Origin of the sequence: Flavobacterium maritimum (assembly GCF_040049085.1) — a bacterium.
GTDB classification, from domain to species: domain Bacteria; phylum Bacteroidota; class Bacteroidia; order Flavobacteriales; family Flavobacteriaceae; genus Flavobacterium; species Flavobacterium maritimum.
The window spans coordinates 1-20,141 of sequence record NZ_JBDLZY010000002.1; the positions used below are offsets into that span (position 1 = coordinate 1).

14 protein-coding genes are annotated in these 20,141 nt (G+C 35.4%); 6 read left to right on the forward strand and 8 right to left on the reverse strand.

Annotated features, from left to right (window positions below; genetic code table 11):
* From ABEB23_RS04145 to ABEB23_RS04165, 5 genes are all read right to left on the reverse strand, one after another.
* On the reverse strand, nt 1-1,505 hold a 1,505-nt coding region (locus tag ABEB23_RS04145; protein ID WP_348811135.1), incomplete at its 3' end, for a YDG domain-containing protein.
* A 400-nt stretch (nt 1,506-1,905) separates the two neighbouring features.
* Nucleotides 1,906-3,753 (reverse strand): CocE/NonD family hydrolase, encoded by a 1,848-nt coding sequence (locus ABEB23_RS04150; protein WP_348811136.1) that lies wholly within the window; start codon nt 3,751-3,753, stop codon nt 1,906-1,908.
* A gap of 43 nt (nt 3,754-3,796) precedes the next feature.
* On the reverse strand, nt 3,797-5,806 hold the full coding sequence (locus ABEB23_RS04155; protein ID WP_348811137.1) for a protein-disulfide reductase DsbD family protein: 2,010 nt from the start codon (nt 5,804-5,806) through the stop codon (nt 3,797-3,799).
* A 47-nt stretch (nt 5,807-5,853) separates the two neighbouring features.
* Nucleotides 5,854-7,164: a tRNA lysidine(34) synthetase TilS gene (gene tilS, locus ABEB23_RS04160; RefSeq protein WP_348811138.1), complete on the reverse strand. Its 1,311-nt coding sequence runs from the start codon at nt 7,162-7,164 to the stop codon at nt 5,854-5,856.
* Between the two features lie 210 nt (nt 7,165-7,374).
* Nucleotides 7,375-8,661, reverse strand: coding sequence for an anthranilate synthase component I family protein (locus ABEB23_RS04165; protein WP_348811139.1), 1,287 nt, complete (start codon nt 8,659-8,661; stop codon nt 7,375-7,377).
* Between the two features lie 216 nt (nt 8,662-8,877).
* Here ABEB23_RS04165 and ABEB23_RS04170 point away from each other — a divergent pair, with 216 nt between their 5' ends.
* The 3 genes from ABEB23_RS04170 (at nt 8,878) to ABEB23_RS04180 (ending at nt 10,676) form a co-directional block, all read left to right on the forward strand.
* Complete coding sequence (locus tag ABEB23_RS04170; protein WP_348811141.1) at nt 8,878-9,771, forward strand: DUF4349 domain-containing protein; 894 nt, start codon at nt 8,878-8,880, stop codon at nt 9,769-9,771.
* Between the two features lie 84 nt (nt 9,772-9,855).
* A complete protein-coding gene (locus tag ABEB23_RS04175) occupies nt 9,856-10,263 on the forward strand; it encodes a VOC family protein (RefSeq protein ID WP_348811142.1) in 408 nt (135 codons plus the stop codon).
* Between the two features lie 35 nt (nt 10,264-10,298).
* Nucleotides 10,299-10,676, forward strand: a complete 378-nt coding sequence (locus ABEB23_RS04180) for a DoxX family membrane protein (RefSeq protein ID WP_348811143.1) — start codon at nt 10,299-10,301, stop codon at nt 10,674-10,676.
* Nucleotides 10,677-10,754: 78 nt separating this feature from the next.
* Here ABEB23_RS04180 and lpdA read toward each other — a convergent pair whose 3' ends face one another.
* Together lpdA and ABEB23_RS04190 are read right to left on the reverse strand one after the other, a co-directional pair.
* On the reverse strand, nt 10,755-12,158 hold the full coding sequence (lpdA, locus tag ABEB23_RS04185; RefSeq protein ID WP_348811144.1) for a dihydrolipoyl dehydrogenase: 1,404 nt from the start codon (nt 12,156-12,158) through the stop codon (nt 10,755-10,757).
* A 181-nt stretch (nt 12,159-12,339) separates the two neighbouring features.
* The gene (locus ABEB23_RS04190) at nt 12,340-12,798 is read right to left on the reverse strand and encodes an Lrp/AsnC family transcriptional regulator (protein WP_348811145.1); all 459 of its coding nucleotides are present in this window, start codon (nt 12,796-12,798) and stop codon (nt 12,340-12,342) included.
* A 167-nt stretch (nt 12,799-12,965) separates the two neighbouring features.
* Here ABEB23_RS04190 and ABEB23_RS04195 point away from each other — a divergent pair, with 167 nt between their 5' ends.
* The 3 genes from ABEB23_RS04195 to ABEB23_RS04205 all read left to right on the forward strand — a co-directional run bounded on the left by ABEB23_RS04195 (nt 12,966) and on the right by ABEB23_RS04205 (nt 17,945).
* Nucleotides 12,966-13,601 (forward strand): MarC family protein, encoded by a 636-nt coding sequence (locus ABEB23_RS04195; RefSeq protein WP_348811146.1) that lies wholly within the window; start codon nt 12,966-12,968, stop codon nt 13,599-13,601.
* A 13-nt stretch (nt 13,602-13,614) separates the two neighbouring features.
* Nucleotides 13,615-14,835: an aminotransferase class I/II-fold pyridoxal phosphate-dependent enzyme gene (locus tag ABEB23_RS04200; protein ID WP_348811147.1), complete on the forward strand. Its 1,221-nt coding sequence runs from the start codon at nt 13,615-13,617 to the stop codon at nt 14,833-14,835.
* Between the two features lie 296 nt (nt 14,836-15,131).
* Nucleotides 15,132-17,945, forward strand: a complete 2,814-nt coding sequence (locus ABEB23_RS04205) for a starch-binding protein (RefSeq protein ID WP_348811148.1) — start codon at nt 15,132-15,134, stop codon at nt 17,943-17,945.
* Between the two features lie 204 nt (nt 17,946-18,149).
* Here the strand turns inward: ABEB23_RS04205 and ABEB23_RS04210 are convergent, their stop codons facing one another.
* On the reverse strand, nt 18,150-20,081 hold the full coding sequence (locus tag ABEB23_RS04210) for an amino acid permease (protein ID WP_348811149.1): 1,932 nt from the start codon (nt 20,079-20,081) through the stop codon (nt 18,150-18,152).
* Between the last annotated feature and the right edge of the window lie 60 nt (nt 20,082-20,141).

A 20,141-nucleotide genomic window follows, 5' to 3' on the forward strand; every position in this document is an offset into this window, starting at 1 on the left:
GCTGCGTCATCTGTTGCAGTAGCTGAAACTGCCAATACATAATTGCCGGCTTCTGTTCCTCCAAGTGTCAACGAACTGGCGGTAACTGTTCTGGCACCTGTATTTGCATTGTCAAAACTTTTAGCTCCAACAATTAGTGTAACATCCGTTTCATTGTTTACCATGCCCGTTAGCCATTGTGCACTCAAAGTTGCATTTGTTCCACCATCATAAGGCTTATCGTTTGCTGTTATATGAGGGATCAGTTCTACAGCTGTGATTGCTGCATCATCTGCTGCAGTAGCTGAAACTGCCAATACATAATTGCCGGCTTTTGTTCCTCCAAGTGTCAACGAACTGGCGGTAACTGTTCTGGCACCTGTATTTGCATTGTCAAAACTTTTAACTCCCACAATTAGTGTAACATCCGTTTCATTGTTTACCATGCCCGTTACCCATTGTGCACTCAAAGTTGCACTTGTTCCACCATCATAAGGCTTATCGTTTGCTGTTATATGAGGGATCAGTTCTACAGGATTCACTGTCAATGTTGCAACTCCATTCGAAATCGTAGTTGGCAAACATGCTCCTGTAACGATACAACGATAAGTTCTACCACTCATTTCAACAGTTGGTTTTGTTAAAGTTAAGGTAGCTTCTGTAGTATTAGAATAAACTCCTCCATTGCTAATATTTACAAATCCACTACCTGCATTTTCCTGCCATTGATAAGTTAGTGGCGTCGTTCCGGCAGCTACAACAGTGAAACTTGAATTACTCCCATATGAAATTACTGCAGCATTTGGCTGTCCAGTAATTGTTGGTGGACTGCAAGCGACATAAGAAATTGTAAAATCCTGAATACCATTCGAATTTGTTCCCGGGACACAAATAACCCTAGGATTAGATCCGTCAACTGTATAGGCTCCTGCAGGTCCCGACCATGAACTGAAATAATAGCCATTGGCGGCTTGCAAGGGAGCCTCAATTCTTAATGATTTTAAAGTATTTGTATTTAGTTTACTAAATGTTAATCCACTATTTGTAGTTGCAGTTCCCGTCCCTGAGGAAATTGGAACTCCTGTACAGTCGGTAGAAGGCAAATCACTCCAGAAAATTGATGCAGTACTTGTACTAGATTTTACTCTAACATTACCATCCGTAAAAATAACCTCTGCATGCAAACCACTTGTTTCCCCATCAGCAGTTGCCTTCAAGGTAGATCCCAAACAATCATCTTCGCAGACATGCCATGTGGTTACGAAATTACCGTTTTCATCTGCAATGACATCCCAAAGAAAATGCTCTTCACCATCATTTGGAGTCTCATCGGCATGCATAACTTGTAAGGTGACAGTTTCCCCAGGTAAAAAACCTGAACCTGTTATTGTACAGGTCGAACCAGGTGCATAATCTGGCTGATCAGTTGTTACAGTCGCCTGCCCAAAGGCAGTACTTGCAAAAACCAAATTTGCAATAAAAAAAACAATCGTTAAAAATGCGGACTTAGGTAGAAATGTTTTCATATTTAGTAAGTTTAAATAATAAAATAACATGTACTGTATGCCTAACTGTAAAAGTAAATCGACCGAATGGGCTTCTATCTTTTCGATTCACTTCAATAAAATTCTTTTAGAAAAAATAATTTTAACAAGAAAAATAAACTTTTAATGGTTTAAATTCCAAATACTTAACACTAATTTATATAATTAAGAATTCATTAGTCCACTTTTTAATACATTTTCGATTAAAGGGTAAAAAAAAACTACTAACTGCATCTTTCACTTTTCTTTCCGCTAGGAATGAAAAAATTACAGCCACAAAATCATCAAAACGGCTGCAACAATTTTATAGAGAATAGAAGGCAAAAAAAATCCCAATCTTGTAAGGATTGGGACTATATTTCGAAAACTGGTGATTTAGATATTACTTCAAAACAGTAAACTCAATTTTTGAATCATTATAAACACGATGTGTTTGCTTCTGAAAATCTTCCGGCTTTGCATAAAAAATATTAGGAACAAAAGTTTGTGGATTCAAATCGATATATGGAAACCAAGTGCTCTGAACCTGAATTTGGATTTTATGCCCTTTTTTGAAAGTATGAAAAACATCTTGTAATTTTAAATTAACAGCTGTTTTCTCATTTGGCACAAAAGGTTCCGGATTTGAAAAACTATTTCTAAAACGCCCCCGCATCACTTCACTTCGCACCATCATATGATAATTACTCATTTTTAAATATGGGGCAATTTCCTTGGTTTCAGGTTCATCATTTGGGAAGACATCAATCACTTTAACTATCCAATCGGCATCAGTTCCTGTGGTTGAAACTTGAAGCTTCGCTAAAATTTCTCCAGCCAATGTCGTGTCTTCATTTAAAACTTCCGTTTCAAAAACCAATACATCAGGACGTTTGGCGGCGAAACGTTGGTCATCAGTCATGAATTTCCTTGGCGTAAGCCCTTGCTGTTTAATATCCTCTGAATAAGGAACTGGTTTTTTAGGATCACTGATAAACTCTTCAAAAGCAAAATTCTTTTTAGCCATTTTAGTCAACCTATTTTCCTGAAGAAAGAAATCTTGTTTTTCAGTATTTTGAGGAGGCCAGGTTTCATAGGTTTTCCATTCTTTTTTACCGGAATCAAAAACATAGGCTTCTGGTAATCTATTTTCTCCTTTTCCATTATTCTTTAAAAAATGACGGAAAAAATTAGCTTCAATGTTTTTTTGATAAAAGCCTGAAATACTATCTCCAAAATTAATATTCCCAATTACTTGATTAGCTGAATTTCTAGCCCAATCCCCATGGCTCCAAGGTCCCATAACGATTGTATTGTAATTTTTACTACTCTTTTCAATAGTGCTGTACGTATTTAAAGGTCCATACAAATCTTCGGCATCAAACCAACCACCAACAATCATTACAGCTGGTTTAATATTCTTTAAATGTTGCAGAATACCTCTTTTTTGCCAAAACTCATCGTAATTAGGATGGTCTTTTAGCTGTTGCCAAAATTCATCTTCTTTACCATAATATTTATCCAAATTTACCAATGGACCGGTATTCAAAAAAAACTGATAATCATCATTAGTCCCTACATTTGGAAATTTGAACCAAGCTTCGGGAGTACGCTTGGTCTTCTGTGGACCAAATAAAGGAGTCACTTTCCAATAACTTAACAGATAAGCTCCATTGTGATGAAAATCATCAAAGAAGAAATCACTAATACACGCTTGGGGAGAAACCGCTTTCAAAGCCGGATGATTGCTTAACAAAGAATAAGTAGCGTAAAAACCCGGATATGAAATACCCCAAGTTCCGACATTTCCGTTGTTATTAGCAACATTTTTGACCAACCAATCTATAGTATCATAAGTGTCTGATGCTTCATCAACATCTTTCTTGCTTTTTTTATTCGGAACATACCCACGCATGTTGTCATACAATCCATCACTCATATAACGGCCTCGAACATCTTGATACACTACAATATACCCCTCTTTCATCATCGTCTCGCTGGGAGAAATACTTTTTTTGAATTGGTCTGCGCCATAAGGAGCACTATTATAAGGTGTTCTTTGCATTATAATAGGATACTTTTTTGAAATATCTTTTGGTGAGTAAATAGACGTAAACAATTCTTGACCGTCACGCATTTTGATATATACTTCTTTTTTTGTGTAATTTTCAGATACATAATTTGTTTTAGCATCTTGGGCTAAAATCATCGCACTAATCAAAAAAAGAGAAATACTTAGTATTTTTTTCATTGCTTGTTTTGTATTATTAAAATCGGAAATTTTTAAATGTAACTTACTTTTTGAATTTAGAAATTCCTTCTTTTAACCAAGATTCGTATTCTTCAATTCCAACATAACTGATGGTTGGTTTCGTCTCATTCAAACTATTCCCTTCTAAATCAGTCAAAACATACAATGGCTGCGTATTAGTTGCGTATTTCGAAATCATAAATTCAGTCCATTTATCCCCAACTGACTCTATTTCAGCTCCAGTAATTTTCGAAATATAGTGTTCGCTTTGAGGTAATTCGCGTTTATCATCTACATAAAGCGAAATCAAAACAATTTGGTTATTCAAAATCGAAAAAATGCGCTCGTCTGACCAAACATTATTTTCCATTTTTCTGCAATTCACACAAGCATAGCCAGTGAAATCAAGCATAATAGGTTTATTGACACTTTTGGCGTAAGCCAGTCCTTTTTCATAATCATCAAAAACAACTAATCCGTGCGGTCCGCTCTTCGCCCCTTCCGGTAATACAGCAGTCGAGCTTTTTAAACCGGAGCCTCCAAAACCTAAAGGACTTTCACTATATTCTATCGGAGGAGGAAATGCATTTATTAATTTTAATGGAGCACCCCAAAGTCCCGGAATTAAATAAACGGTAAACATCAAAACCAATAATCCCATTAACAATCTACCTACTGAAATATGCGCTATCGGACTATCATGCGGCAAAGTTATTTTTCCAAATAAGTATAAAGCCAAAGCTCCAAAAATTGCTATCCAAATGGCTAAGAAAACTTCTCTCTCCAATAAATGCAATTGTAAAACCAAATCGGCATTCGATAAAAATTTAAACGCTAGAGCCAATTCTAGAAAACCTAAAACTACTTTTACGGTATTCAACCATCCACCCGATTTTGGTAACGAATGCAACCAACCCGGAAACATGGCAAATAACATAAATGGTAATGCCAATGCCAATGAAAAACCTAACATTCCAATTATTGGTGCAATTCCACCCTTAGAGGCGGCTTCCACCAAAAGGGTCCCAACTATAGGTCCTGTACAAGAGAAGGAAACAATGGCTAAAGCCAAAGCCATGAATAAAATTCCAATTATTCCTCCCCTGTCTGCCTGACTGTCTACTTTATTGGCCCATGAATTAGGTAACATAATTTCGAAAGCTCCCAAAAATGAAGTGGCAAAAACTACTAATAGAATAAAGAAAATAATGTTAAACCAAACATTCGTCGACAAAGCATTCAGCGCATCAGCGCCAAAAATCCAAGTGACTAAAACGCCTAATAAAACATAAATCACGATAATCGAAATTCCGTAAATTATTGCATTTCGTATTCCAGCCGCTTTGGTTTTACTTTGTTTGGTAAAGAAACTTACCGTCATTGGGATCATTGGGAAAACACAAGGTGTCAGCAACGCCGCAAATCCTGATAAAAAAGCAATGAAAAAGATGGACCATAATCCTCTTTGCGATTCTTTTTTAGGTTGTGCTACAGCGACTTTTGTTTCTGTCTTAGCAACTTCTTTTTTCAATTCAGGTGCTGAAGCAGTTGTATCCACTTTAACAGAATCAACTTTCACAACAGCAACATCAGCATTTTTTCCTGCTGGAATTACAAACGTAAATTTTTTCTCCTGATTGATGCAAGCTTCTTTGCAAACCTGATAATTCAAATCTACTTCTACTTTTGTGACTTTGGGATTTAATATTTTTATCTCCTGTTGAATCTGGGCTTTTTTCTCAAAAAAGGTTTCGTTTACCTCAAAAACATCATTGTAGGCTGTGGTCGTTTTACTTTCTTTGGCTTTGCCAACCAAATCAAAATTCCCTTTTTGATTTTTAAAAATTACTTCCAATGGCAGTGGTCCTCCTTCCGGAGTGAATTGGGAATACATATGCCATCCATTTTCTATGACAGCATTGAAAGTAAGGATATAATTGTTTTCTGATTTCTTTTCAATTTTAGTCGTCCATTTTGCGGGATCCAAAATTTGGGAATTCCCCTTAGCGAAAGCAAAAAAAACAACTAGTAAAATAATAATTTTATTGCTCATCCAAATTTTATTTGATTTTATTCTGTATTTGTGAATCTTCGATTTCATTATTCAATTTGTATTTTAAGTAGGTTCTTTGTTGTATTATCTATTCTAAATCGATCATCTTGCCTGATTCCTATGACCCAAACTATTTGATTATTTGAACACAAAAGCCAGGTATTTTCCTTTTCAATCAAGGATAGTTTTTCGTCTTTAAAAAGTTTACTCAGTTTTTTCGATTTGCCTTCCATTCCAAAAGGTTGAAAGCTATCGCCTTCTTTCCAATGGCGTAAAACTAACGGAAACTGTAATTTGTCTTCGTCGACAAATATAGCTGTATTTGAAACGATACTAATCTCGGCTACTTTAGAAAACGAAAGATTTAAGGGAATATTAATTTGTCGCTGAGTATTCTCAATCAAATATTCTTGATTCTCATTTTCTAAATTCAATGGACTTAGAATTAATGAATCTCTGTCTTTCAGCAATCGGTAATCGGTAGAAAAAACTTGTTTCCCGGACTGGCTTTCTACCAAATCATATACATCATCCCATGCTTTGAAACCAAATTCATTTAACCATTGGTATAAATACGATTTGTAATTAGGCAATCTTTTCAATTGTTTTAAATCGAAATAAATGGCATCACCCTCTTGCTTGGCCACTTGCTGATACACAATGATTGATGCGTCTTCAACCATCGTTTGGGCCTCCTGCAAATAGTTTTGGGTTTTTTCAAAAGAAGACATAAAAGCAGGATTTAATTCTTTTAAAATCGGAATCAAATTATGCCGGATCTTATTTCTTAAATATTTATCGGAAGCATTGCTGCTGTCTTCTCTCCATTGAATATGATTCTCTTTGGCATAATTTTCAATTTCATGTCTGGAAAAAGGCAATAAAGGACGAATAATATTGTCATTTTGAGGAGGTATACCAGTCAAACCATCCAATCCAGTGCCCCGACTGAGATTAATGAGAAAGGTTTCTAAATTATCATCCGCATGATGTGCTGTTAGAACATAATCGAAATTTTTAGTTTCCAATTGCTCATAAAACCAGCTGTAGCGTAGCTCACGTGCGGCAACTTGAGTCGAAAGTTTATAATCGGTGGCAAAAGCTGTTGTGTCAAATTGAGTAAAAAAAAACGGAATCGCATTCGTGTCAGTATATTCCTGAACAAAATTTTGATCGCCAAAACTTTCCAAGCCACGTAGCTGAAAATTGCAATGTAAAACAGCTATTTCATATGGTAATTGCTGAAACAAATGAAGCAACACCATGCTGTCTAATCCACCACTAACTGCTAAAAATAGTTTTTTATCTTCCAAAAACGGAAAATCTTGAGCAAGATGTTTTTTAAATTTTTCTAACATTTTTCAAAAATAAAGATAAAAAAATTAAAACCGAATTATGAATCCTAAGTTAAACAGTATTTTAACACAACTTATCCCTATTTAAAAAAATAGTAGTTTTGGTTACTAAAAAAAATGAAAACCATTTTGTTTTTTTCGCCAATCATATAGGAAGTACATACTACTTTCACTCTACCAATAAGAACCTTTATTTCTTATATGGTCAAAAATTTATTCCAAAACAGCGCGCATTGCTTTTGCTTTAAGCAAACATTCCTCGTATTCTTTTCCGGGATCAGACAAAGAGGTAATAGCACTTCCCACAGAAAACGAAACATACTGATTCTCCTTATTGTATAAAATACTTCTGATGACCACATTAAAATCAAAATCCCCCGCAGGGCTAAAATACCCAATAGCACCACTATACAAACCACGTTTGGTTTCTTCTAATTCTTCGATAATTTTCATCACGGAAATCTTAGGCGCTCCAGTCATACTTCCCATTGGAAAAGTTACTTTTAAAGCCTCTGCAACAGAATATTGAGGATCTAGTTTTGAAGTAATGGTTGAAATCATTTGGTGTACCTGCATGAAAGAATAAATGCCACACAATTCCTTTACCTGAACTGAACCTTTTTGCGCGGTACGGGATAAATCATTTCTGACCAAATCGGTAATCATTATATTCTCGGCGCGTTCTTTTGGGTCTGAAGCCAATCTTTCTTTGGATAATTCGTCTAATTTTGGATCCGAAAAACGTTCGGCGGTTCCTTTTATCGGTTGTGAAATTAACAACTCTCCTTCTTTTCTTAAATAGCGCTCAGGAGTTGCAGAAAGCAAAAAATGTTTATTGTTTTTGAAAAAAACTGCAAAAGGAGGTTGCGAAATTTCATTTAGTTTTTGGAATTTTTCTAATGGATTGATGATCGCATTTTCGGCATAAAACTCCATACAAAAATTTGCTTCGTAAATATCTCCTCGATGAATATGTTCCAACAGGGTGTTCACTTTTGAAATATAATTTTCCTTCGAAATGCGTTGTTCAATTTCTATTTTAGGATTTTGACCACTTTCGACTGAACATAGAATATTGATTTCCTCAAAGTCCTCCTCCACTTCATCATCACACATATTGAGGTATTTAATCTCAAGTTCATTGCCTTTTAACAAAAATAATTTCTTCGGCTGAAAGAAAAACAAATCCGGAAAATGCAATCCATCAAAATTAGAAGACTGCAAGTGCTCGCTGTCATTTTTCAAATCATATCCCAGATAACCAAAAAGCCAATCTTTGGTCGTTTGTTGGTACTGTTTTAAATCCTCAAAAGCATTGTGATAATCGGTTTTTACAGAAGTAAAAGCGTCAACAGCCAGTAAACAATCGTAACTGGAATATTCCTGCGGATAATCATTACTATCCATAAAAATGATTTCTCGGAATTGTTGCGACCAAAGTAAAAGTTGCTGTTTGAAAACAGTTGGATTGGATATATTCTTAAAAATTGAAACTCTCAAAAACTAATTATTTTAGATTTCAAAATTACAATAAAAAAATTCCATCCGAGATAGAGTCACTAAAAATTAATGGCACGATTTTTATTACAAACCAAACTGGCATTAACCTCAAATTGATTGAACTATTGATAGAAAACTACTTATACCATTTTCAATATAAAAGAGTACACCGTGTAGGTAAATCATTTCTTAATCAATCTCTAAAATCAATCTTCTATGCAAACAATTTCAAAATTAGGCTTTATCACCTTAGTATTTTCTGTAATCTTGTTTTCCTGCAAAAAAAGCGAAGCTCCGGCCGAAGAAACAGCATTCGATTCTTCCTCTCAATTAACAGACTCTATTTCTTCATCTGCAGCAGTGCAGAAAAAAGACGACAACCGAAAATTTATCCGAACAGCGGACCTCAAGTTTAAAGTCAAGAATGTTCCCCAATCAACGTACGCCATTGAAAATGCTACCAATCAATTTGGAGGATATGTCAGTTATACCAATTTGCAAACTATAGTTTCTGATCAGTTTGAAACTAAAATAAGTCAAGACAGTCTTTTGGAAACCACTAAGTTTTCAGTAGAAAACAGTATGATTATTCGGGTTCCCAATACCAAACTCGATACACTGCTAAAGGTGATTTCCAAGCAAATTGCTTTCTTGGATTATCGATTGATAAAAGCTGATGATGTCTCCCTGCAAATAGTAAGCAACCAATTGGCACAAAACAGAAAAACAAATCATCAAAAGAGACTGGAAAAAGCCATTGATTCGAAAGGCAAAAAATTAAACGACATTACCAGTGCTGAAAATGAATTAACGACTCAAAAAGAACAAAGCGATGCAGCCCAAATCGAAAATATTTCCCTGCAAAATCAAGTGAATTTGAGCACAATAAAATTAGAAATCTACCAAGGCGAATCCACGAAACAAGAACGAATTGCAAACAATAAAGACAAAAGTGATTATCAAACCAATATAGGGATTCAGATCCTGGATGCACTAAAAAATGGTTGGTATATACTTAAAGGAATAATTATTTTCATCTTCAATATTTGGCCTTTTTTCTTAATTACCGGAATTAGCTTCATAGTTTATAAAAAATATACAAGAAAATAAAATTAAAACTGTTAAAAATCTATCGTTTTGGTTTTAAAAAATTAATTATCTTTATATAATAAAACGAATCAAAAACTGAATATTATGGTTTCCAAAATATTTGTAAACGTGGCTGTTAAGGACGTTCAAAAATCAATAGCTTTTTTTAAAGAAATTGGTTTTACATTCAATCCTCAATTTACCGATGAGAATGCAGCGTGTATGATCATTTCTTCAAATATATTTGCCATGTTAGTAATTGAAAAACGTTTTAAGGATTTTACAAAAAAAGAAATTTGCGATGCTCGAAAAAATACTGAAGTTTTACTAGCCCTAGATGTCGAAAGTAGAGAAAAAGTGGATGAAATAATACAAAAAGCGGTCAACGCAGGTGGATCAATTTATATGGAAGCACAAGATTACGGTTGGATGTATTCCCATAATTTTGAGGATTTAGATGGTCATCAATGGGAGATTTTCTACATGGATGAAAGTGCCATTCCTAAAAAATAAATCTTTACTGTTAAACCAATAAAAAACTATATATTATGAAAATAGCTATCATTATTATTCGAACGTTGATTGGACTTATGTTTCTCTTTACATCCATCAGTTATTTCTTTAATCTGATGCCGGAACCCGTGACTACAGGAAACTTTAAAGCTTTTCAAATTGGTTTAGTTGCCTCTACCTATTTGATGCCCTTGGCAAAAACTGTTGAATTATTATGTGGTCTGGCATTTGTTACAGGACGTTATGTGACGCTGGCCAATATTGCCATTTTTCCGGTTACGATAAATATATTACTGATTAATTTTTTCTTGACTCCAGAAAACTTACCTATTGCTTTATTTGTATTCTTAGGTAACATCTTTTTGATTTTCACACATTGGGAAAACTATAAAAGCATATTTGCTGCTAAATAATTTAAGAGCTATAATATATATAAAAGAAGAAACCCGCCAAATAGCGGGTTTCTTTATGTAAAAAAAAGACGTTTTTAATTATACGTGCAAAGCTCTGTTGTCTGTTGCAGCTAAAGCAGCTTCTTTTATTGCTTCTGCAAATGTCGGATGCGCGTGTGACATTCTGGAAATATCTTCAGCAGATGCTTTAAATTCCATTGCAGTTACCGCTTCAGCAATTAAATCAGCAGTTCTGGCTCCAATCATGTGAATACCCAAAACTTCATCCGTTTTTGCATCAGCAAGAATTTTCACAAATCCATCTAAGTCTCCACTAGCTCTGGCACGACCTAATGCTTTGAAAGGAAAACTTCCAGCTTTAAATGCTACTCCAGAAGCTTTCAATTGCTCTTCAGTTTGTCCTACAGCAGCCACTTCCGGCCAAGTATAAACAACACCTGGAATTAAATTATAATCGATATGTGGTTTTTGTCCTGCGATAATTTCTGCAACCATAGTACCTTCTTCTTCCGCTTTATGAGCTAACATAGCGCCACGAACAACATCACCAATAGCATAGATGTTTGGAACTGAAGTTTGCAAATGATCATTTACTTCTACTTGTCCTCTATCTGAAATTTTCACACCCGCTTTATCTGCATTCAATCCATCTGTATAAGGACGACGACCTACAGAAACCAATGAATAATCTCCTTCTAATGTAATCGTTTCTCCCTTTGCATTTTCAGCTTGAACCACAACAGCATCTCCATTTCTTTCTACTGATTTCACTTTGTGCGAAACATAGAATTTCATGCCTTGTTTTTTCAAGACTTTAGTTAATTCTTTAGACAAAGAACCGTCCATTCCTGGAATAATTCTGTCCATGAATTCAACTACAGACACTTGTGCTCCTAATCGTAAATACACTTGACCTAATTCGATCCCAATTACACCACCACCAATAATTACAAGATGTTTTGGAACCTCTTTAAGTGCCAAAGCTTCGGTAGATGTTATGATTCTTTCTTTATCAATTTTAATGAATGGCAAAGAAGATGGTTTAGATCCTGTTGCAATAATGATATTTTTGGCTTCGATAGTTTCTGAACTTCCATCTGCTTTTGCAATCGCAACATGAGTAGCATCAACAAAAGAACCTAATCCGTTGAAAACAGTTACTTTATTTTTGTCCATTAAGTAATTAATTCCTCCAGAAGTCTGATCAACAACCGCTTGTTTGCGGGCAATCATTTTTTCCAAATTCACTTTTACTTCACCGGAAAGTTCAATTCCGTGATCTGCAAAATGTGCAATCTCAGCATAATGATGCGAAGATGATAATAAAGCTTTTGATGGAATACAACCAACATTTAGACAAGTACCTCCAAGAGTGGAGTATTTTTCGATGATTGCTGTTTTGAAACCCAGTTGTGCACAACGGATAGCTGATACATATCCGCCAGGACCGGAACCTATAATGACTACGTCAAATGAACTCATAGTGTATGTGATTTTATTTTTAGTGTTGCAAAATTAAGGAATTAAGTTTTGTTTAAAGTTCAAAGTTTAAGGTTTTTTGTTACGAAAATGATGTTATAATCATTCTTTAACGAGATATTTTAGAAATTCTTTCAGTGTTTCGCTTCTATTTATAGAACTTGAGATAAAAAAATCATTTGTTTTACACTTCCACAACTGTAGTATTTTTCACTTCACTAATCATAAAAGTACTGTGTGTACTTCCGATATGTTCTAATGTGGTGAGTTTTTTAACCAAGAATTCCCTGTAAGCCTCCATGTCTTTCACTACAATTTTTAAGATGTAGTCGTAGTCTCCACTTACATGATGGCATTCTAAAACCTCGTTCAATTGAATGACCTCGTTTTCGAACTGATCGATAAAGGCTTTGGTATGCTGAACAAGTTTGAGATGGCAAAAAACCACAAATCCTTTTTCGATTTTAGCACGATTGAGCAACACCACATATTTATCTATAATTCCTTCTCTTTCCAGTTTTTTAATCCGTTCGTAAACAGCCGTTACCGAAAGATTAAGTAGTAAAGACAATTCTTTAGTTGTTTTCTTGGTGTCATTTTGTAGTAAATACAATAGTTTTTTATCGGTTGGATCAAGTATCATTTTGGACTTTTTTTTGTCAAAGGATTAAAATTTTATTAAAAATAGATAAAAAATCTACACAATATAAAATTTATAGATATAAAAACTATATTTTTCAAATACTATTGACTAAAAATCCCGCATAACCGTACTTTACATTATATTATAATTAATTTAATTTAAAAATAATGAACGATTTACTTGCCTTTGGGCTTTTGTGTTTAACCTCCTTTTTTACTTTAATCAATCCATGGGGCACCATGCCAATTTTTTTAACAATGACAACTGATTTATCAGAGAAAGAAAGAGTTAAAACTGCAAAAAAAGCTTCGCTCATTGCTTTTTTCATCATCATCGGTTTTGCTTTAACCGGTCAACTTCTATTTAGTTTCTTTGGGATTTCTGTGAATAGTTTTAGGGTTGTTGGAGGCGTCATATTTTTTATGATGGGAATGGATATGCTTCAAGCCCGATTAGGTGCTGTAAAAATTAAAAAAGATGAAGTTAAAAATTACGTAACGGATATTTCAATTACACCTCTTGCAATCCCAATGATTTGCGGCCCAGGAGCAATTACTAATGCAATTGTTTTAATGGAAAACGCTAATTCATTTCTTAAAATAGTAACCCTTTTTAGTTCTATAGCAGTAATCATTTTAATAACCTATTTTATTCTTTTAAGCTCTTCAAAAATCATTAACCTGTTAGGCCAAACCGGAATTAATGTAATGATGAGATTAATGGGATTAATTGTAATGGTAATTGCTGTGGAATTTTTCTTTAGCGGTTTAAAACCAATATTAATCGATTTGTTTCAAAAATAAAAACACATAAACTATGAAAAATTTCAATCCAGCAGACAATATTCAAGATTTACAGTACTTTGGAGAATTTGGAGGTGTGAATCCTTCTATTTCTGACTCCTCTACCTATACGTTTCTTTCGGCAAAAACTATGTTTGATACCTTTGAAGGCAATGCCGAAGGTTGCTATTTATATTCCCGTCATTCTTCTCCAAGTAATTTGTATTTAGACAAAGCCTTGGCAGCGATGGAAGGAACTGAAACTGCAAATGTATCAGCATCTGGAATGGGAGCCATTACCCCAACACTGCTTCAATTATGCGGTTCCGGTGACCATATTGTTTCAAGCCGAACGATCTATGGAGGCACCTATGCATTCTTGAAAAATTTCACCCCTCGATTTGGTATCAAAACTAGCTTCGTAGACATCACCAAATTAGATATTGTAGAAGCAGCTATTACTCCTGAAACTAAAGTGTTGTATTGCGAAACCGTAAGTAATCCTTTATTGGAAGTGGCTGATATTGCAGGTTTGTCTAGAATCGCAAAAAAACACAATTTAACATTGGTTGTTGATAATACCTTTTCTCCTCTTTCCGTTTCTCCTGCAAAATTAGGGGCTGATATTGTAATTCATAGTTTGACCAAATACATCAACGGAAGCAGTGATACTGTTGGAGGTGTAACTTGTGCTTCCCATGAATTTGTTGATAGTCTCAAAAATGTGAACAATGGAGCGAGTATGCTTCTAGGTCCAACTATGGACAGTTTACGTTCGGCTAGTGTTTTGAAAAACTTGAGAACTCTTCATATCCGAATCAAACAACACAGCCACAATGCCATGTATTTAGCAGAACGCTTTGAAAACGACGGAATAAAAACAGTTTACCCGGGATTAAAAAGTCATCCGAGTCATGAATTGTACAAAACTATGATCAATCCGGAATATGGTTTTGGAGGAATGATGACTATTGACGTGGGATCTCTGGACAAAGCAAATGAACTTATGGAATTGATGCAACATAGAAACTTAGGTTATTTAGCCGTCAGTTTGGGATTTTATAAAACCTTGTTCAGTGCACCGGGGACATCCACTTCTAGTGAAATTCCGCATGAAGAACAAATAGAAATGGGATTGACTGACGGTCTGATTCGTTTCTCCATTGGTTTAGACAATGATATTGAAAGAACTTATATGATGATGAAAGAATGCATGACGGCGTTGCATATTTTAAAATCTGAACTTACTTATTAAAAATTTCACGTTTGTTTTAATTTGTTTTAATTTGTTTTAATTTGTTTAAATCCGTTTGAATTTATTTTCAAGCGGATTTTTCTTTGTTACCCAACAAATTAGCTTTTCAAAAAACACCTAAAAACGAATTCCAATCAAAAAAAAATCACTGAATTGTTACCAAATTGATTCTCCTTCAAAAAAGTTGTAAACACTAAAACGTAATAGTTGGCTAAAAAAAATCAACTCTACAAATAGTATGTTAATTTATTTAATTTTATCAAAAAATTCCCCCGAATTTATAAATAAAACCTACTATGAAAAGAAAAATACTATTCCTTTTTGCCCTTTTTACGTACTTATATTCCCCAGCGCAAGTCCACACCTCCTACTTGTGGCATTTGCATCAACCTACCTACTGGGGGGATATAAGCAAAAAAAATCCGAATCGTTACCAAGTAGTCAAAGAGTCGCAGGATTTGAAAGTATCCGGTGCCAATAACGACAAAAATGGTTTAGCTCACCCTACTAACAATTTACAGGAAATCTTTGGTTCAGGCGACCGCGTTGCCGCTTATCAATTTGCTCCTAAAAATGCAATCAATTCTATCAAAGATTTAGCAGAAGCCGGTGCACAAATCACCTACGGAGGCTCCTTACTGGAAAATGTAAACGAACTTGCCCAAGCCAATCAATGGGGTTATTCTAATTCTTGGATTCAGAACATCAAAGATGCCAAATCATGGCAGACCTCCGGCGGTTTTCCTCGTATGGAAATGGTTTCCTTCACCATGCATCATGCCCTTTCGCCATTAATGAGTGATGAAGCATTGAAAAAAGAAATTCAGGCCCATCAATATTATTCAAAACAGCTTTTTGGATCCCATGATTCTAAGGGATATTGGCCTGCTGAATGTGCTTTTTCTGAAAGAATCATCAAAACATTAACCGAATGTGGTATCGAATGGTCTGTTATTGCGAACAGTCATTTATCGCGAACTCTTTCTGATTATCCTTTAAAATATGGAAGTGGCGGTACTATGTGCGATGTTCCAAACAAAGCTGACCAAGTGGATACTAAAGGAAATACTTGGTTTTCTGCTCAAAAAGATGCTCGCGGGGGACAGTTTGCAGTTCCGTACAGTTATTTACCATACAAATCAAAATACATTGATCCGGAAACTGCTCAAGAATATAAAATCACAGTAGTTCCCATGGCCGATTATGAAAGTTATGAAGATGGCTATGCCGCTATCGGAACTTCCTTGGTAGATCCAATTGTTGCTCAGGCAGCAGCTTCCCCAAGACCTCCATTCGTTTTGTTTGCCCACGACGGAGACAATGCTTGGGGAGGCGGTTCTTCCTATTATGATGAATCCGTAAAAGGATTTTCTCATGCGGCAGCATTAAAAGGGATTGTTCCCACAACTGTTCCCCAGTATTTAAAAGACCATCCCGTACCCGAAGGCGAAGTGGTTCACGTTGAAGATGGTGCTTGGGTCAATGCAGACGGTGATTTTGGGCACCCACAATTCACCAACTGGTTATGGCCTTTTTACAATACCACTACATACAAATTTAATCCAACTGGCTGGACAGAAGACATGATGAATCAAGCCATTACCACTGCTGGTGAAAACCATGTAATCATGGCCGAACAATTAGAAGGCGGCAATCTTCGTATGAGCGAAATTGTAAATCCTACAGCAGCAGTGAGTCCCGCTGAAAAAGCCTGGCATTTCTTAATGGCGGGTTACGATAGTGGAAATGCATATTATGGATTAGCCGAAGATTTAGAAATCAAAACTACTCTTGCCGTAAACAGATGTATTGAATATGCAAAACCTACTCTAGATGCGCATCCTGGAGTTGATAACACAAAACCATCTGTGTTTATTCCGCAACGCTGGCCATACAACCCGGGTGAAAAAGGTTATGGTGCTCCATACGCCTATAAAGAATTCTTAAATTCGGCTGACTTTACTGTGTACACTTTTGCCTACGATGTAAGCGGAATTGAAAAATCAGAATTAAAATACCGAATCGATACCGATGGTAAAAACAATCCAAACTCCAATCATAACGAAATTTACGCTGGAGGAAGTGAAGTAGGAAGCTGGACAAGCTTACCTATGACTGAAAGGATTTTTCCAAAAGGAAATATCACCAGCAACACCCAAGCTGATTTGTATATGTTACCAGAAGCGATCGCGAATCAATATCATGCTGAAATTGCCGGTTTGTCTGAAAAACTAGTTGACTATTATGTAGAAGTAACAGATAAAAAAGGAAATGTAACCAAATCTAAAATTCAACATGTTTGGGTTGGAAAAAATTTAGATGTTGCGCCAAAAATTACGTTTGATCCAACAGCCAGCTACTCTAGTACTCCGCTTGATGTAAAAATCACAGCAACCGACACAACTGATCCTAGTCCAAAAGTATATTATACTACTGACGGCAGTACTCCTACTACTTTATCTCCAAATTTTGTTTCTACCAAAACGATCACGATTACCGAAACAACGACCTTCAATATATTGGCCATAGACAATGAAAACAATCAAAGCACCGCTACACAAAAATACACGATTGGTGGAAATATTACACCTATAACTGTTTACTTCAAGCCAGCAACATCATGGGGAATTCCAAAAATCTATTATTGGGCGGCCATTCCTACAGGAAGTGTTCCAACAATCGCTTGGACTGCATCCATCCCGATGGAAGCCACTTCAGATGGTTGGTACAAATATACTTTTACAGGAGTGACCTCTGTCAATGTTATTTTCAGAAACGAAGCCGGAAATTCACAGAGTCCGGATTTAACAGGAATCACAACTGATAAGTGGTATGACGCCTCATTCAATGCTGTACTTGCAGTAAATGATAATGAAATTGCCAAAACCGACTTTATATTATACCCAAATCCTACCTACGGTACAGTAAATATTCAGTCAAACGACAAAATAAGTGAAGCAGGAATTTTTGATATAAAAGGCACTTTGGTTTCTTTTCAAAGTATTCAAAACCAGCAAATCGAAATGAGCGAATTATCAGCCGGGACTTACATCATCAAGATGATAACTGAAGACAGAAAAACCATCTATAAACAGGTCATCAAAAAATAGAAAATTAACAACTAAAAAAGGCAATCTTATTCATTTAAGATTGCCTTTTATTCTATACAAAAAAGACTCTTTTTATCTCTAATTGAAATATAGAGAATCCTATTTCTCATTTTCAAAACAGCATACGTGCTGCAGTTCAAAACAAAAAAAACGTCCTGAAACCTATGCTTCAGGACGTTTTTACTATTTTAAAGCCATATTAAATTAAGCTCCTATACTATTCAGCTTGCTGTTTTTATGACTAAAACTAAAATAAATCACCAATCCGATAAGCAACCAAGCTCCAAAATAAATCCAGTTCCAAACACTTAGTTCGGCCATCATATACAAACAACAGATTAAACCTAACAACGGAATCAAAGATAAATTTTCCTTAAAGGCCCAAACCGTCAACCCAATTAAAACAATAAGGAAAATCCACATTGGAATTTTATGTTTGAATAAATCAAATCCACTCTCATATTTAATAGAATCTGCAATTGGTAATCCCGCAATTACTGCTGTATACTTAGCGTCATCTTGTTGGTATTGGTTTAACAAATGCTCTAAATCAGGTGTATCTGTCGTACTGTTTTTAGCATCTATCGTTACCAAATAGTCATATACTTTTTTGGTTTCTTCTTTATTTAATGAAGTAATAATAGTTGAAGAATCATTAATCTGGGTTTCATTGGTAATAAAATCCATGGTTGCCTTTTTATTGTAACCAAAAGCAAACACCAACCCAATGATAAGTAAAACAGGCATGATATATTTTGAATTCACATAGGGAGTTTTGAATTTCCCACGAGGAATATCCGTTTTATTTTGCAATGCCAAAACTCCGGCACAAACCAATACAAAAGCAAATAAAGTCCCAATACTACACAAATCAGTTACCATCGTTAAATTCAAAAATAAAGCAGGAACCGCTACCACAAAACCAGTAACGATAGTAGCATAAGAAGGCGTTTTGAATCTTGGGTGCACTTTAGAAAAACGTCTTGGTAACAATCCGTCACGACTCATACTCATCCAGATACGAGGTTGTCCCATTTGGAAAACCAATAAAACACTTGCCATTGCAACAACCGCACTCACAGCTATTATCCCGGACATCCATTTCAAATCTAATTTATCAAATACAAAAGCTAACGGATCTCCTACATTCAACAGGTCATAACTTACCATTCCCGTTAACACCAATGCAATTGCTATATATAAAAGGGTACAAATAATAATTGCCCACATCATTCCTCTTGGTAAATCACGTTGTGGATCCTTACATTCTTCAGCTGTTGTAGATATAGCATCAAAACCAATATAAGCAAAAAATACTGCTGAAACTCCTTTCAAAACTCCAGTTACTCCGTTAGGTGCAAAAGGGCTCCAGTTATCAGTATCAACGTAGAATATCCCGACAGCAATAACCAAAAGAACAATACACAATTTCACAACTACCATTATATTACTGGCGTTACGTGATTCTTTCATTCCACGATAAATTAATGCCGTAATCAAAACTATGATTAACAATGCCGGAAGATCAGCAACAAAATGAAAGGAACCAATTACCGGTGAAGTTGTCCAAGCTACATAGGCGTCTTGTAAAGCGGGACTTAAATTTTCATATAGTTTTCCACCGTGCATCAGCGCAGTAGCATCATCAAATCCTTTAGAAGCAGTTAAATAATCCATTTGAGTCCATTGCGGTAAATGAAGACCACCGCTTTCGAGTAAACCTGTAAAATAATCACTCCAAGATATGGCGACAGTAATATTACCTACTGAATACTCCATAATCAATGCCCAACCAATAATCCATGCTATAATTTCTCCAAAGGCAACATACGAATACGTATAGGCGCTACCGGAAACAGGAACCATTGATGCAAATTCAGCATAAGCAAAAGCAGCAAAACTACAGGCAATGGCTGTAAACAAGAAAAGAAAAATAACAGCAGGTCCTCCGTCGGCACTGGCTTTCCCAATCGTACTAAAAATTCCTGCACCAACAATAGCAGCAATACCAAATGCAGTCAAATCACGTGCGGTCAAATGCTTTCCTAATGCTTCATGCCCGTCCGCATTGTTTTTTTCAACCTGTTTTAAAATATCCTGAACCGTCTTTTTTCTAAATAAATTCTTAAACGCCATGTTGTAAATATTATCATTAAAAATTATTATTCTGTAAATTTTGCAATTTTCTATTGCTTT